Genomic DNA, 15,599 nt, shown 5'->3' on the forward strand with positions numbered 1-15,599 from the left:
TTTTTATGAAGCAAAACCATGAGTCTTGCCTTGATTATACTTTTAGCTTTAATGATTGATTTTATTGCGCAGTACCTATTTTAAAAAGACTGTCAGCGGATATTAGTTGAGGATTGATAATCACACTATCTCTGAGTCTGTCATGACCTGAATACACAATCAATTCATCAGCTGCTACTCCATGAACAATGAAAGATTGTCCCGCCTTTCCCTTGATATCAATAACTTTACTGCTCACTCTTTTCTCTTTACTTACAGTGAAAATAAATGTCTTATCCTGAACTTCGTAAGTAGCTTCCTGAGGAATGATTAAAGCATGGTCATGCAGCTTTGGGATACGTATGTTGCCTGTGCTGCCGGACCTGAGTATTCCTTTGTTATTCGGAAACGATGCCCTGAACCGAATCGATCCTGTTGTATTATCAAACTGACCTTGAACAATTTCGATCTTACCTTTTTCTGCATAGACACTTTTGTCTGCCAGTACCAGCTCCACTAATGGTAAATTGTTGATCTTCTCTCCTATTGTTGTTCCATTCACCTCTTCCTTGAACTTAAGGAAATCTATTTCACTCATAGAAAAGTAAGCATATATCTCTCTTGTATCAGATATAACAGTCAATGGCTGCTGCTGGCCGCGGCTAATAAGGCTGCCTGTTTTAAAGGGAAGTGCGCCTGCATAACCGCTCACCGGGGCTTTGACTAATGTGTAACTTAAATTTATATCTGCATCCTGTGCCAAAGCTTTGGCCTGCGCCAGAGTGGCCTCTGCATTCTTATATGCAGCCTGAGCAATATTTAATTGTACTTCTGAAACAACATTATTCTTTACAAGGGGTTCTAGCCTAGACACCTCAAGTCTGCTCCTTTCGAGCTGCGCTTTTGCTGCTTGTAAACTTGCTTCAGCATTTCTTGATTGTTCCTGGTATCTCTGAGCTTCTATTCTAAAAAGTACCTGACCAGCTTTAACAAAGTCTCCTTCATCAAAATAAGTCTTTTCCAGATAACCATCTGCTTGTGGACGTATCTCAACATTTTCCCTTCCCTCAAGTATTGAAGGATATTCTTTAAAGGTAGATGTAGTTTGAGAAAGAACTTTAACAACAGGCAATGACAAAGGTGGTGGAGTCATCTCAATAGAATCACTTGTGCCGCAACTTTGCAGAAAAAGCAGACTTGTTGCAACACCTGAAAAGATCAATGATTTATACCGATTATTTATATTCGTTTGTAAGGATATTATATTCATAATTAAATTAATGAAGAGTAGATAATTAGACGATTTTATTGACAATGCTTCTCCTATAAATCACAGAAAGCTCTTACATTTATACAGTATGGCTTGTCTCCACTTCCTGATTGGCCCTTTGTTAATGCCTTTATCTGCATCCCCCAATCGCTATTCATTCTCCAAGTGTTTAAAAAGTTTCTCATAGGTATTATATAATTTGTTTGTTAATTATTCTTAAATATTGCTTTAATAAAGACCGACTTAAACTCCAACCATCCTGTTCATCTGAAATAAAAGACAAGATTTTCATATCAAAACACATCTGATTGAAGGCTTGCAAACCAAATAGCTTGCCACATTTTTAATTAACTACAAATCAATTTTTTACAAAAAATACAATCTGAATTATTTGAAAAATCTCCAAAATTATCGTAATTTATACTTACAATAACTCCAATAAATTTGGAGTTATTTAATTAAGATGCCATATGAAAAAAAATAACAATGGAATAACTTCTGATTATAGCAAGCGAATAGCATTGGCGAGAAATATCAATGATCTTTCAGAAGCAATCCGATTTTTCCTTTATAATGAAGAGCAGGTTAACCCGGACTTTATGATTGTATACAGACGTTATGAACCGGGAGAAGTCTTTCCTATCATACAACTGGACAAAGACAATGCCTTTGAAGATGCAACAATTGATCCGGAGAACATCCGTCACTTTTTACAGCAAATAGAGAAAGACAATAAAGTGATTGTCACAGAATATGATCCCGCTTATGAAGGAAAACCAAAGGCTTCCAAAAAGCAATTAAACAACTCTGATTTAATCTTTGCTCCGCTGAAGATCAACGATCAATGGATCGGCTTTGCTTGCTTAAAGATTACTAAGACAAACAAGGCAGCTCGCGAGCTCCTCACTGCTTGTCCTACTTTTTTCGATCTTACAGCTATTGGTGTAAGCAACATTCTTAGAGAAGAGGAATTGCAACGCAAGAATGAAGAGAAATCTTTACAGCTTTCTCTTTCGCATATACTTGCCAGCAGCAAAGACTGGAACGAGATATTCAAACAAACTTCTGTAGAGTTAAAGAAATATGCTCCACTGGATTTTTTTGCTCTTTGCCTTCAAAGTAATGGAGACCTGGTGCGCACCTGCATGTTTTCCAGACAGTCTGATAATCTCTTTGTAAATCTTGACGATAGAAAAGACTCTGTCATTGGAGAGTTTTCAGATGCAGAACTTAAGAAAGAACTTGAAGCTATTGTTCATCTGAATCAGGAACCAACGCTCTACGCTACTCATGAATATGTAGAACTATGCTGCAAATCCAGGATTTTAAATCTTAATCGTGAAAAGTTCAAAATCAGCACAGCGGTCTTTATACCTGTCACATTGAAGAATCATGATAATGCACTTCTAATGCTTGCCAGTTGTGTTCCTGACGCCTTTAACTGCACGCATTTACAATTGTTTTCCAGTATAGCACCACAGGTATCGATGGCGTTGAACAATATTCTGGCTTTTGAAGAAATAGAAAATCTGAAGAAACGTCTTGAATTGGAAAATACTTGTTTGATTGAAGAAGTAAATACCAATGCCGATTTTGAAGAGATTGTCGGATCTAGTATTTCATTAAAACAAATATTTCGGACAATCAAACAGGTTGCCCCTACAGATTCAACTGTACTCATACAGGGTGAAACAGGCACAGGCAAAGAACTGATTGCTCGTGCTATCCACAATCATTCTCAGCGAAAGCACAAGGTGATGGTAAAGATCAACTGCGCCGCACTTCCTGCTAATCTTATAGAATCGGAATTGTTTGGTCATGAAAAAGGAAGTTTTACAGGAGCCTTCGAACGCAGGATCGGCAAATTTGAAATGGCTGACAAAGGAACAATATTCCTTGATGAAATAGGAGAACTGCCATTGGAGCTGCAGTCTAAACTGCTGAGAGTCCTTCAGGAGAAAGAATTTGAAAGAATAGGTGGAAATAAAACCATCAAGACCGATGTTCGCATCATTGCAGCAACTAATCGTAATTTACAGAAGCAGGTTAATGAAGGGAAGTTCCGTGCTGATCTTTATTACAGATTGAATGTGTTTCCGGTTTCACTTCCTCCTCTCAGAGAAAGAAAAGAAGACATACCTTTGTTGGCAAATTATTTTGCACAGCGTTTTGCTAAAAAGATGCAAAAGTCATTTCTCTGCATCAAAGAAAAAGCGATGTTGGAATTGATGAATTACCAATTTCCGGGAAACATCAGAGAGCTTGAAAACATTATAGAACACGCTGTAATTATTTCAGATGGTAAGCCTCTTGACTGGGGCCGTCAACTCTCAGGCAATCATTCAAAACAGAAAATAACAGCACTCTCAGGAGAATCTGGCGTTATAAATGGCACAAACGAAGCCATCAGAACAATCAATCAAATCAAAACAGAAAAAGACAACTCTGAACGTGAAGGGATATTAAGTGCCCTTTCTCAGACCCATTGGCGCATTCGTGGAGACAGAGGGGCAGCGGAATTATTAAAGGTTAAACCGACTACCCTGGAAGCAAGAATGAAGAAATTAGGCATCTCTAAAAAGGTGTTGTAAATAAAGATGCCTATGGAATTTATAAATTCCATAGGCATAATGCTTAATCATTTACTTCCTGCATTAAGCCTTAAGCTTCTTAATCGGGCAAGTCAACGTCACACACCAAATCGGTCCAACATAATTGCTCTTAGCTCCAAACTCTATTAAATAACGAATTGAAAAAACACCTTTAAAAGCTACAAATTCAGGACCTAGTCCGTATATGTGAGCATACGGGCCATCGATGGGGCCTAAGTCTTGTTCATACTTTGTTCTTACTGTTATCCACTGTGCAAATCCAGCTACTCCAAGCCAACCACTTAATAGCTTGTCCGGATTGCCATAATTAGCTCCAATACCGCCCTGTAAGGTGAGAGGCCAACCAGTCCTATAAGAAACCCCTCTCTTTTTACTATTTATGTCGTAATTGGCTTCTATTGAAAAGTGGATATTCTTTTTACGGTCAAGATAAACAGTTGTACCGATATTGATCTCTTGTGTCCACATGCCCAAACCATAATTGTGCTGGGCTAACCAGGTCCATTTACCTGTAGGCAGATAAACAGCATAACCGGCAATAAAGTCAGCTCTAGATGTTTTCCATCCAAGATTAATGGGTTGTATGTAAGTGGATGTGATTCCATAAGGATAAGATCTGCTTGCACCTATAATATTGGGAACTTCAAGCCGGGAATTGCATATTGCTCCAGTTATAGAAAAACCGTAATTGCCACCAAGTATTTTCCTTCTGGTAACAACAACTACACTTAAAGAAGGAGCTTTTAAATGCAGTACATCACCATTTAGAAAAGAATGTATATTACCGTTTCTATCAGCAACTTTTTTGACATTCATTCCCCAGCCATAGGCCACACCATAAATGCCCGGATCCCCTTGACTACCGCACATTAGTCCAGCGAAACCCGGTAAAAAATTTTGTTGGCATTTCGCTGAGGATGTGAAATTCAGAACCAATACACCAATAATAAAAACGGTTTTTAAAACCTGTTTCATGCATTCTGGAAACCATCTCGGAAGGGTATTGTTCTGTTATATTTATTTTAAGGAATGGCTACTATTTCAACATGCTTCACCTCAACTTCTCCTATAAGATTTTTATAATCAATATTTTATAACTACATTTCTGTTCTATTTTTAACCACTCTATAAAACTTATCATTATGCTTTATATGATTATCGAACGCTTCCATCCAGGAAAAGCAAAAGAAATATATCAGGAACTAGATAAAGCCGGACGAAAAATTCCTGAAGGTGTCCATTATATAAATAGCTGGATTGATGAAGACTTAACGACCTGTTATCAGGTAATGGAAAGTGATTCTGATGAAAAAATGCAGGAATGGGTGAACATGAATAAAGGCCCGGTTGACTATGAAGTAATAAAAGTTATTACCTCAGCTCAGGCTAAAGAAAAAGCCCTTAGAAGCTAAGTTTGATTCTGAACTTTTCATTGCACTTTAAAGCCCAACTGATAAAGAATCGGCTGGGTCTTTTAATTAACGCCCTTAATACTTCCCTTTGCATAATTCCTCTCTTCAAGGATTTTTTAAAGCTTCTTACTTTAAACTTCAACTTTTCTTCCCATGTTCCAAAAGTTCCCCATTGACCAAAATATTTTAAACCTAAGAATGATAACAGAAAATTATAAGCACCTGGAATTTGTTATGATTAGTAGGGTAAGATTAAAAAGGAAAGGAGAAAGATATGGAATTAGGAATAAAAGAGAAATGGAACAAACTGAAAGGTAAGCTGAGCGAAAAGGCCAGCGATTTCGGTGAAAAGATAGGTAAGCATGGCCCGTTCCAAGCCCTTGAAAAGGATGCTAAGCTCGGGCGTACTCTTCACTCCGAATGCATTGCTGCAATGAACATTCTGCAGGAAAAACAGCCATCTGTAAAGGAATTGCTGCAAAAATCATATGGATTTGCTGTAATTCCAGCTATTGGTAGTGCATCACTCGTACTTGGTGGAGACTATGGAGTGGGTGAAGTATTCGTGAAAGATCATGTAATTGGCTACGCCGGAATTGGTAAAGTTACTCTCGGCGTACAAGTTGGTGGAACGAATTTTCATCAGATGATAGTATTCAACAACGAGGAAACCTGGAAACAATTCAAGGCTGGTAAATATTCTTTTGCAGCTGACGCAGGCATTGCCATTGTGAAAGCTGGAGCACAAGCATCCAAAGGATTCGGAGCCGGCACGGTAGCCTTTGTCTTTAACGAAGGTGGTATGCTTCTGGACCTTGACATTGGAATACAGAAGTTTGTCTTCAAACCCTCTGTTCTCGGGAAGATGCGTACTACTGAAGGCGCGAAGGAAGAGGGATCAAAAGAAGAAGGTGAAAACGAAGAAAGTGATCAAAATAATGAGAATCAATCCTCAAAGCAGCGGCCCCCAGAGCCTCGCAAGTAAAGGAACACAATAAAAATTGGTAAGCTCAACCCCACAGTTCTGCCTATCGTGGCAGAGCGTATTCTGGGCTTTTGATGGGTACGTCTTAAAACACATGCCCACCAAATATTAAGCTTCTAATAAATAAAATAGCCAGTTCCGTAAGACTGGCCATTTTTAAACATTTCTCAAATGCATGAATACGATTCATTTGGTATTTTATTTATTATCACATAAATCTTTTATTGCTGCTTTATATTCTTCAGTAATAGGATCTCCTCCTAGTTTTAAACATTCATTATAATACTTGAGAGCGCTTGAACAGTCCTTTTTATTTAAATAGCAAGCTGAAATCTTAAAAAGGGTATTTTGATTTTTTTTATCAATCTTATAGGACTTTGTTAAAATATCGATTGCAGTATCAAGTTTTGCATTAGCCTTTCCCGGTTCATTTTGTGATAAGTTATAATATTCAATCATATAACATGTTGCAAGATCTGTCATTATTTTTGAATTACGATCATCTTTAGAAAGTCCTAACTGGTATTGTTCTTTGGCTCTTTCTATGTCACCCAAAACCAAATAAACTCCACCATATCCCCAATATATATCAACATTTGTTGAGTCCATTAAGTAAGCCTGGTTAAAACGATACATAGCAGTTTTGATATCTTTATACAGATATTTGAACCCTAAATCAATAAATTCTTCAGATGCTTTTCGCCTGGTGAATCCTTTATTTAACATATCGTTTATTAAACTTTCATCTGCTTCCTTTTGCTCTTTTGTTTTAGGAACTAATCCATACCTAGGTAAAAGTCTGATATTTGTTTTTGCTTGTTGATTCCATTCTTCTAGGCTAATTTGTTGAGCAGATGACTTAATGGAGATTAGTAATAGAAACAGAAATAATATTCTCATTTTTAATTTTTTTTAAATGGAGCTTAAGGTATCAGAACAACCGTCGGCATGACTCAAATATAGCGAGTATTCTCTACTTCAATTTTCTCTTAAATTCTTCTTCCTCTTTTTTGTTTGCCTCGTAAATGTGAGGATTGTGTTCCTTCATATATTGCTCAAATTCTTGCTTTGATTCCTTAAGAAAATTCCTGCATATACTAACATCCGTTTTTGAACAAAAGATAAGGTTTGGATCCCATCTTTTCTTTTGTCCGTAAAACTTAAGTGAATTCAAAATATCTGGCCCCCCATTTTCAAATTCAAAAATTGCATGGTGGCTGTGTCCCTTCCAGAGCTTTGTATGGAATTTGGATTTATAATTAAAACATCCGCTTAAGGTTGCCTTAGTAAAAAAAGGTTCGGTTTTAAAATCATCTAAAAAAACACAATCAAACTCAACAGGTAGTTGAGTGTCATCGAAAGTATGTGTGATCGTGAAGCCAACAAAGTTGGCTGGATTTAAATCTTCGAACCTAGTTATACCTTTTTGTGCACAAATTTCATCCTGAACAACTTTCAACTTCATAAAGTGGCTCTTTTCATCTCGATCCTCTGCTCTTATATAATTAACATTATCCATATTTGGCATAGCTCCTAACATTAAAATACAGCGTATATCTACCTATTAAAACTAATCCAAATTTTTAATTATATTAAAAATATTTATAAACAACTATAAATTACGTTAAGCTTTATCCTTCTCATAACTTAAACCATTATTTTAATAATATTAAACCTTCAATTCTAACTATGTTATCCCTTCCTATGAGGCCACCAAAGCTTATAGTCACTGCGAAGGGTATAGTAACAAAAAACATCTTACCTTTTCTATATCTTCAATGATCCAACTTTTGTGTATTGTATTTTCTACCGAATGTATTAATTAAAATTATTTTGTTAAGTAGCTATAAATTAGCCTTAAAAACTTTACCTTTTGGCTCAATTTGTTTTTTAAATTACAGTTTTTATACAATTATTAATTTTTAACCAACTAAAACTAATTTCATGATGAAAAAATCAAAAGTATTTTTTTTAGGATTGCTGGCACTTGTTGTAGCATGTAAACAGAACGATCAAGAAGGTATTCTGCCAAAATCTGATCCGGAGTCTGAAGCTAAAAAAGCTGCTACCTTTAGTGTCCAGAATCTTGATCAGCACCATTTTTTAGTAAGCTTAACCAATATCAATGCTCTTGACCACACTTTCAAATATTCCAATGGTGAAAGTTCTAAGTCAGTTATTGATACGGTATATTTTCCTTTCAAGGGCTCTTATGAAATAACATTGGAAGTACTTACAGCTAATGGAACATCATCTTCTTCAAAGAAGGTAAAAGTGAACAAAGATGATGCATCTAATCCTGACCTTAACGACCCTATAGTTAAACTCCTTACAGGAGGACTTCAAGATATCGATGGTAAAACATGGGTTGTTTCTGCAGCACCATTTCAGTCGGGTATGGGACCTTTTAATACATTAACACCTGACTGGTACAATTTTCCTGAAGGTTTAATCGGTTTTGCTTGGGAAAATGGTATACTTCAAAATTCCTTTACATTTAATTTAAGAAATTACCAATACACTCCTAAAAATACCTCGGTTACTGTTCACTATGCTTATGCCAACAGATATTTTGGGACTTCTCAACCTATGTATGGCGATATTGCCTTATCGGATCCGGATCATGTGCAAGCACCATTCACGGTTAAAAATGCACATACTGGTATAGGAACCGGCTATACAATTGATATAGCCAATAACAGTTACATCGGCTATTGTGAAAAACGCAATCATTATGAGATTGTAAGTATCACTAATGATACTCTTCGTATAAGAAACCCTTATAGTGATGACGCTTATACAGACCCTTCCAATGATGTAGGGGTAAGATACTTTACACTTGTAGCAAAGCATTAATTGATAACAATATTATGCTATTAATAGAATGGCTTGCGTTTGCAAGCCATCTTTTTTTTCAGGACAACTATATCTTTTAATACTTTCTCTTTCACAGATTGCATAGCTAAAAAGTAATTGTAGCTATTTTCTTAAAAAAGTTTACCCTGCTTTACCAATACATTTTTTATTCAATTCCGAAAAAGCTAGAGACAAGCCTTCATATCTGGAATTCATTTATGTAAATTTCACATTCTTGACTGAGAATTTCTTTTTCCTTTTCAGGATTTTAAACTCCTATATAGGAAGTTCAATTTTATATGTAGCTATTTCTTATTTCTATGTAGGAATTTCTTTTTCCTATGTGGGAATTTCTTTTTCCCATATAGGAATTTCATTTTCCTATATAGGAATTTCTTTTTTCCACATAGGAATTATCGATTCCTATGTAGGAATTTCTTTTTCCTATATAGGAATTGTCTTTTCCTATGCAGGAATTTCTTTTTCCTGAATAGGAATAGCTTTTTCCTAATTAAGGTTTTAAATAATCAAGAATATGATGTATACTTTTTAGAGTTCAACTGAGAGAAAGCATTATTAATATATAAATTGATTTTGTCGTAGAAATCTTTAATTCTTATTTAATTTCTATTTTTTCTTATTTAGTAGTAAAGTCTGTTTACCATACAGAACAAATCATAAAATCAACTGATATTTAATTACATGTACAAAATTTTTTTGAGAAATTTCTTGCTTTTGATTCATGATATATAAATTTTTATCTCAACATTTTTTTAAACATCAAAAACATACAGCTATGTCCAGCACCAAAAAAGCCAAGGTTAAGCTTAACCTTAAAGGTTCTACTCTAGAAGAAAAGCTTATTCTATCAAGACAAATATTACAGGCACTTACAGAAAATGAACAGTTTCCATCCCCCATTCCAACGCTGGAGACATTATCTGCTGCAATAGTGGAACTGGATAAAGCAAATGCAGATTTAAAACAATCCCGTCAAGCTGTTTCAACCAACCTTAGTATTTTAAAGGATAAATCTATAGAACTTAATTCTGTACTAAATCAACTGGCTGCTTATGTAGAATGCACTGCAAAGGGAGATGAGATCAAAATTAAACAAGCAGGTATGAATATAAAAGCTCAAAAGACTTCCTCCGGAATTCCTTCTGCACCGGAGAACTTGCAGGCTGTTGCAGCCAATGAAAAGGAAATAGAACTTTCCTGGGAATCTGTAAAGCATGCTAAAAGTTATGTTGTACAACTTACTTCTGACTTGAGCAAAGATGATAACTGGAGCATAGCCATTATTTCTACCAAGTCCAAAGCCACAATAAAGAATCTGGAAAGTGGAAAAAAATATTGGTTTAAAGTTGCAGCAATAGCATCGGCTGGTCAGAGCGCATGGAGCGATCCGACAACCAAATATGCTATTTAATCAGCATGTGCAGATTTCTGCTTATCTCTCATAAGTTATGTCCTTGCGGGGATGGTATTAGGCGGAGGTGTATGGATAGATGTAAAATTAAAATTAATCTTTTTTATAAACCTTTAAACCAAATAAAGCTATGCCAAAATGGAAAACACGCAAGGAAGGTGGTTCCTGGGTCGGAGGAGGAACTGAAATTGAAACTTGCAATATACAAATGAAAAATGCGATTACTGCTGCATTTAACCAGATCAATACCCATCCCAGTGTTGGTTGCTTTCCTACACTTGCCCTTAACCTCGTCACACTATGGGGCAATGGTGACGGTGAAGGATCTCTTCTGATAGATTGTGGGGATACAGGATGCAACGGAAATGAGGGTGCAAGCACATCTCCACCACCTCTTAGAATATTTGCTGCAGGAGAGTTGAAAATATGTACCAGAGAGCCTAGCAGAATAGGTCCTGTTTTAATTCATGAAATTATACATGTTACAGGAGGCACTAAGCTTGATTCCAAAGCTGCGGAACATGCCATTTTTGCAGGCAATGGCGCGCTCCTTCCCACAGCCGATGAATGGAACCAGATTGTAGCACAAACTAAGCCAGGGGAAGATCTTCAGGTGAGAATAGGTAAATATGTCATTTATGATGCCAGGACCGGAGAAATTTTCTCCAACGAACGTGACCAGAGAGGCGCACGCTGCTTTCAGAGCAATGATTGGATAAGAACCTTGAATACTGGCAGTGGAAGTTGGGTATAGCATATCGAAAGCAGAGCAATTTCTCTTTTCTTCGACTGGAAAGTTCAGTTTATGGAATGACTTTCACACACTGGCCGGAAAAAGTTCTGAATGGGTAAGCTGTTATGTATTGTCTGCACTTCTTTCCCAACCGATGGCTAAGAAAGAATGGATGAATGATATGCAGATTAAATTAAATCTGCTAAAACTCCGTGATTTCCTGAGAGTACCCAAGGGATATAATTTTAAAGTACCAGCAGATGCTGATTCATCTGCATGGTACCTTTCTGTATTAACTCAGGTTGGAAGTCCAAAAAACAATGACCGGATTGACAAGCTTATCTGCTTCCTGAACAAGCACAGAACAAGCGATGGAGGTTTCTCTACTTTTCATTCAGGTTCTCCTATCCGGAACTTTATTAAAGCGAGTCCTCTTCATAATATGGATGGCTGGCAGCAATCACATGCTTGTGTTGCACCTTTTGTAATCATGTTGCTTTCAGATAAAGAGCGAGGATCACAAGAATATATTCTCCGCAATCAGAAACAGGATGGTTACTGGGCATCTTATTGGTGGACGGATGATTTGTATTCTACTTTTTTAAATGTTCAATGTCTCGCATCTCTGTTTCCGGAAGAAGAGAAAGCCATTGCAAAAGGAAAAGACTGGTGCAGGAGGCAGTTTGTAAATGATAGTTATATAGCCAATTTTAAATTTCCTTTTGGTTCAGCTTTCACGACAGCATTGGGAATTTCAACATTGCTGCAAGGAATTGTTTCGAAAGATGATATTTATATTTCCCGTAAGGCAAGTGAATGGCTTATTGATTCACAATTGTCCGAAGGAAACTGGCAACCTTCAGCACTGCTGCGCATCCCCTTCCCGGATTGCATTCATCCTGGTAGTATGAATTATTCCGAACAACTAAAGGGCGGTGGAGCATTATGCATAGATGAGCATACCTTTTTCACGACTGCTACAGTAATGCGGGCGTTAAAGTTATTTCACCAAAGGAATCTCTCATGAACGATATCTATTCCTACAGATCCAAAGCTTACAATCTTTTGAACCAATTTCAACTGGTCATGAGTCCTTCTGAGCTGAGAACATTTCATCAGAAAGTGATGGAGTGCGGGAAAAATGAATTCGAATACCTGATCAGTGAACTGAACAAAAAAGATCAACTGGTAATGGAGCTCGTTAAGCAAAGACTGGAAAATGAAGGTCTATTGTCATTGGAAGAAGTAATGCAACGTGTGCTCGGATTCGGATACTTTCAAACAGAAGGTTTTTCTTGCTTATGTAGCAATTTAAACTCCAATAACAAACGGAGATCTTCACTTGGAGCCAGGGCAAATTTCATTCTTTCATTCTATGACTTCTTAGTTGACTCGGATTTAATAAGAATAATTGAGGCACATGAATTTGACAATTTGCTTCGAAACAACAAGCCATTCTATTCACCATTGATTTTATTTTATCGGAAAGAAAATTGCGAAAGGATGATAGAAATGCTGGTAAAAAATTTCAGGGAAGGTGTTTCTGCCTCTTTAAAAGATAAGGAGCAGAATGATTTGTTTACTATCATTTTAATGGCATGTAAAATACAGAACAGCATTACCAAACCTGCGAACACTTCTTATGAGAAACTGGAAGAGAAATCTATCTACCCTTTCTTAATTCTTGCTTATATATCTCAACAAACGCCTCTCCCATCTTCTGTTATCAACTGGGCAAGTGATTTCGGGAGACTGATAGGTTTAGTAGATGATCTTAGCGACTATGAACTAGACCTGCTTAAAAATTCTCCTAATGGCATATCTGATTGTTTTATGAAAGATAGCCAGGGCATCAGCCATTTTGAAGAGAAATTCATAGCCCTTCTCAATCGCCTGTTCAGGACTACCAATCTAACTCCTTCTCCCATATTTACTGCAACTATTAACTCATGGATAAGCAGTTGGAATATTTGAATTTCTTATTCACTAGGCCAATCGATTTCAATAGTCCCTGCTTTTAAAACTTTCCTCTTAAACTCTCCTGCACCATTACTCTATCACAATCCCAGAAGAGATTTTGAATTCATCACCTTCCACGACAATGACGTAAATACCATTGCCTACTTTTCCGGTTTCAATAGCTTGATCACCTTGTAAATTACCTGTTAACTTTACAATTTCTTTTCCGCATAAGTCAAAAAGTGAAATTTTACTGGCACTTAAATCCCCGAGTGATACATATATTTTTTCTCTTGCAGGATTAGGATAAACCCTTATCTGTGCAGAAGCTGAAAAATCTCCAATTGAAGTTATTATATCTGCTGACTGAAAACTCCACTGTTGATTGTTGTTGTTGGAAGAATAGTCAGAATACTGTACAACAGGATTGCCATCTGTAAGTTTGCCATCTTTGTTGTCAAGCACTTTTCCGCTCATTCTGTTCATGATCCTGAAATAACCATTCCCCATATCAGTGAGCTCCCATTGTTGAGCAAACGTTGTTGGGGCTGCACCATCTTGCACAATCGGATCCAGATTGGTGACCGAATTATCATTACTTAAAAACTTTCCATCCAGAGAATTCTTAATAGAATAGTAACCATTTTTCAGATCGGTAATTTCCCAAATCTGGCTTCCTGAATTAGCAGTACCATTCTGCACAACCTGATCTGCTGAGATGCCATCCAGCACTTTACTACTGGTTCTGTTGACAATCCTATAGGTTTTACCAGATTGAGTTTTTTCGCTTACAGCGGTAATTTCCCACAACTGGTTGTTACTATAATTAAATACACCTAACTCTGCATCGGCTCCTGCTGCATTTGATGAACCGAAAATCTGCAGGGCTTTACCCAATGTATTTACACTTACAAATCTATGGTATCCGTTTCCACAATCAATGATCTGCCATTTCTGATTGTAGGCATCGCTCCAATTGTATTGGATGGCCTTTGCACCTGCATCTTTTGATGCTCCATTTATATCAATAACTTTTCCGCTTTCAATATTCGTAATTCTAAAAAAAGAAGCTCCCAGATTTTGAATTCTCCAATGCTGACTGGCAGTGCCTATATAATTCTGCTGTTGAACAGCGCTTCCGTTTGTACCCAATACTTTTCCTGAATGCTTGGCAGTGATTTTATAAACTCCATTTTGAAAATTAGCAGCTCCTGGAGCCCATACTCCAGTTTTAGTATCTATATTCCACTGATCGTTCCAACCTACACTCAGCTTGGTTCCGGAAACAGTAATCGGAAGCAGCACAATCCTGGACATTGCAAAATTATTGACAGACCAGCGATCTCCCATGTATAAAAAGGTAGTAGTCTCAGCGCCTGTAACAGGAACTGCAAAACCAACCTGAGATTCATAAGTATGAGTATTGGTCACTGCAATATTTCCCCCACTCGTCCAAGGGCCTGCAAGTGTTTTCGAATAGAAATATCGGTTATCGTTAAAATCCCATCCTGTGCACCAGGACATGAGCCAGAAATAGTATCCTCCAGTCTTGATGATGGCATGCCCTTCACATTCCATATCATCACTGGCATTGCCTCTGTAAACTTCTTTGACGATACCTGTATAATTTTCATCCAGCTCAAAAAGGCTCACATTCTGATTTCCCTTTGTAGTGCAAATGAGATATGCTTTGCCATCGTTATCCTGATAGACATTAAGATCCCTGCTATCGATATTCATAGGTCTGAAATGTGAACGGAAGGTGTAATTACCACCAATGGTGTTACAGGTGGCATATGCCACTTCTGCAACACTGTAAGCATTGTATCCTTCATAATGCATCCATATGATAAATTGACCAGTTTTTTTATTGTGTAATAATTTTGCCCGCTCCACTACAGCGCCGTTGTTAAGTTCTGCATGTGAAGTTTTTTTAAGGATCTGATTCACAAAAGTCCAGTTTTTAAGGTCTGGAGAGGAATATAGATTTATGCCTTCAAAAGTATAATTGGATTTCGAACGGTCCATCCCCCATAAGTAGTAGATGCCGTCTACAATTATAATTCCTCCTTCAGTGGCTGCTATGAGATTTCCTTTCTTATCCCTCCAGTCACCTCCTGGAACAATTGAGTTCATCTGCGCAAGGGCTGTATTGACAGAAAAGATACTCTGCGAAAACAGTATAAAGAAGATGTAATTTAGTAGACGACTGGTCATCGGAGGGTATTTTATATAGGTTTCGAATTAAAATAAGTAGTTAAAAACTCTTAATCTATATAAAATCGAAAGGTCGAAAGGTAAACATGAATTAAGATGTTTTTTCGAACATAATTTCGGGGATGGCGGATAGCTTTGAATAAA

At 37.0% G+C, this 15,599-nt stretch carries 13 protein-coding genes; 8 read left to right on the forward strand and 5 right to left on the reverse strand.

Annotated elements, in window-relative coordinates; genetic code table 11:
* Positions 1-61: 61 nt before the first annotated feature.
* Complete coding sequence (locus K350_RS0116385; protein ID WP_037576075.1) at positions 62-1,249, reverse strand: efflux RND transporter periplasmic adaptor subunit; 1,188 nt, start codon at positions 1,247-1,249, stop codon at positions 62-64.
* Positions 1,250-1,719: 470 nt separating this feature from the next.
* On the opposite strand from K350_RS0116385, the gene K350_RS29175 reads away from it, so the two are divergent.
* Positions 1,720-3,840 carry a sigma-54-dependent Fis family transcriptional regulator gene (locus K350_RS29175; protein WP_051313215.1) on the forward strand — a complete coding sequence of 707 codons (2,121 nt, stop codon included), beginning with the start codon at positions 1,720-1,722 and terminating at the stop codon, positions 3,838-3,840.
* Positions 3,841-3,903: 63 nt separating this feature from the next.
* Here K350_RS29175 and K350_RS0116395 read toward each other — a convergent pair whose 3' ends face one another.
* Entirely contained in the window at positions 3,904-4,836 is a 933-nt protein-coding gene (locus K350_RS0116395; RefSeq protein ID WP_156027065.1) for a SphA family protein, read from the reverse strand.
* A 167-nt stretch (positions 4,837-5,003) separates the two neighbouring features.
* Here K350_RS0116395 and K350_RS0116400 point away from each other — a divergent pair, with 167 nt between their 5' ends.
* Positions 5,004-5,273, forward strand: a complete 270-nt coding sequence (locus K350_RS0116400) for a DUF3303 domain-containing protein (RefSeq protein ID WP_028980838.1) — start codon at positions 5,004-5,006, stop codon at positions 5,271-5,273.
* Positions 5,274-5,706: 433 nt separating this feature from the next.
* A complete protein-coding gene (locus K350_RS31390; protein ID WP_156027066.1) occupies positions 5,707-6,258 on the forward strand; it encodes a lipid-binding SYLF domain-containing protein in 552 nt (183 codons plus the stop codon).
* 198 nt (positions 6,259-6,456) lie between these two features.
* Here K350_RS31390 and K350_RS0116410 read toward each other — a convergent pair whose 3' ends face one another.
* Together K350_RS0116410 and K350_RS0116415 are read right to left on the reverse strand one after the other, a co-directional pair.
* On the reverse strand, positions 6,457-7,158 hold the full coding sequence (locus K350_RS0116410; RefSeq protein WP_028980839.1) for a tetratricopeptide repeat protein: 702 nt from the start codon (positions 7,156-7,158) through the stop codon (positions 6,457-6,459).
* A 73-nt stretch (positions 7,159-7,231) separates the two neighbouring features.
* Positions 7,232-7,786 (reverse strand): hypothetical protein, encoded by a 555-nt coding sequence (locus K350_RS0116415; protein WP_156027067.1) that lies wholly within the window; start codon positions 7,784-7,786, stop codon positions 7,232-7,234.
* 416 nt (positions 7,787-8,202) lie between these two features.
* On the opposite strand from K350_RS0116415, the gene K350_RS0116420 reads away from it, so the two are divergent.
* From K350_RS0116420 to K350_RS0116445, 5 genes are all read left to right on the forward strand, one after another.
* Complete coding sequence (locus tag K350_RS0116420; RefSeq protein ID WP_156027068.1) at positions 8,203-9,114, forward strand: hypothetical protein; 912 nt, start codon at positions 8,203-8,205, stop codon at positions 9,112-9,114.
* A gap of 796 nt (positions 9,115-9,910) precedes the next feature.
* Positions 9,911-10,546, forward strand: coding sequence for a fibronectin type III domain-containing protein (locus K350_RS0116430; RefSeq protein WP_162144185.1), 636 nt, complete (start codon positions 9,911-9,913; stop codon positions 10,544-10,546).
* Positions 10,547-10,676: 130 nt separating this feature from the next.
* Entirely contained in the window at positions 10,677-11,300 is a 624-nt protein-coding gene (locus tag K350_RS0116435) for a hypothetical protein (protein WP_028980844.1), read from the forward strand.
* Positions 11,284-12,306: a prenyltransferase/squalene oxidase repeat-containing protein gene (locus K350_RS0116440; RefSeq protein ID WP_028980845.1), complete on the forward strand. Its 1,023-nt coding sequence runs from the start codon at positions 11,284-11,286 to the stop codon at positions 12,304-12,306. The genes K350_RS0116435 and K350_RS0116440 overlap by 17 nt, the downstream gene beginning before the upstream one ends.
* On the forward strand, positions 12,303-13,253 hold the full coding sequence (locus K350_RS0116445; protein ID WP_028980846.1) for a hypothetical protein: 951 nt from the start codon (positions 12,303-12,305) through the stop codon (positions 13,251-13,253). The genes K350_RS0116440 and K350_RS0116445 overlap by 4 nt, the downstream gene beginning before the upstream one ends.
* A gap of 75 nt (positions 13,254-13,328) precedes the next feature.
* On the opposite strand, the gene K350_RS0116450 is transcribed toward K350_RS0116445, so the two are convergent.
* The gene (locus K350_RS0116450) at positions 13,329-15,455 is read right to left on the reverse strand and encodes an RICIN domain-containing protein (RefSeq protein WP_081671039.1); all 2,127 of its coding nucleotides are present in this window, start codon (positions 15,453-15,455) and stop codon (positions 13,329-13,331) included.
* Positions 15,456-15,599 lie beyond the last annotated feature (144 nt).

The sequence above is a fragment of the Sporocytophaga myxococcoides DSM 11118 genome, assembly GCF_000426725.1.
Taxonomy (GTDB): domain Bacteria; phylum Bacteroidota; class Bacteroidia; order Cytophagales; family Cytophagaceae; genus Sporocytophaga; species Sporocytophaga myxococcoides.

Excerpts from the sequence above, each read along its gene's own strand:
- K350_RS0116435 (WP_028980844.1), top strand. The coding sequence starts at position 10,677 with ATGCCAAAATGGAAAACACGCAAGGAAGGTGGTTCCTGGGTCGGAGGA.
- K350_RS0116415 (WP_156027067.1), bottom strand. The coding sequence starts at position 7,786 with ATGCCAAATATGGATAATGTTAATTATATAAGAGCAGAGGATCGAGAT.
- K350_RS0116450 (WP_081671039.1), bottom strand. The coding sequence starts at position 15,455 with ATGACCAGTCGTCTACTAAATTACATCTTCTTTATACTGTTTTCGCAG.
- K350_RS0116410 (WP_028980839.1), bottom strand. The coding sequence starts at position 7,158 with ATGAGAATATTATTTCTGTTTCTATTACTAATCTCCATTAAGTCATCT.
- K350_RS0116385 (WP_037576075.1), bottom strand. The coding sequence starts at position 1,249 with ATGAATATAATATCCTTACAAACGAATATAAATAATCGGTATAAATCA.
- K350_RS0116445 (WP_028980846.1), top strand. The coding sequence starts at position 12,303 with ATGAACGATATCTATTCCTACAGATCCAAAGCTTACAATCTTTTGAAC.
- K350_RS0116430 (WP_162144185.1), top strand. The coding sequence starts at position 9,911 with ATGTCCAGCACCAAAAAAGCCAAGGTTAAGCTTAACCTTAAAGGTTCT.
- K350_RS0116420 (WP_156027068.1), top strand. The coding sequence starts at position 8,203 with ATGATGAAAAAATCAAAAGTATTTTTTTTAGGATTGCTGGCACTTGTT.
- K350_RS0116395 (WP_156027065.1), bottom strand. The coding sequence starts at position 4,836 with ATGAAACAGGTTTTAAAAACCGTTTTTATTATTGGTGTATTGGTTCTG.
- K350_RS31390 (WP_156027066.1), top strand. The coding sequence starts at position 5,707 with ATGAACATTCTGCAGGAAAAACAGCCATCTGTAAAGGAATTGCTGCAA.
- K350_RS29175 (WP_051313215.1), top strand. The coding sequence starts at position 1,720 with ATGAAAAAAAATAACAATGGAATAACTTCTGATTATAGCAAGCGAATA.
- K350_RS0116400 (WP_028980838.1), top strand. The coding sequence starts at position 5,004 with ATGCTTTATATGATTATCGAACGCTTCCATCCAGGAAAAGCAAAAGAA.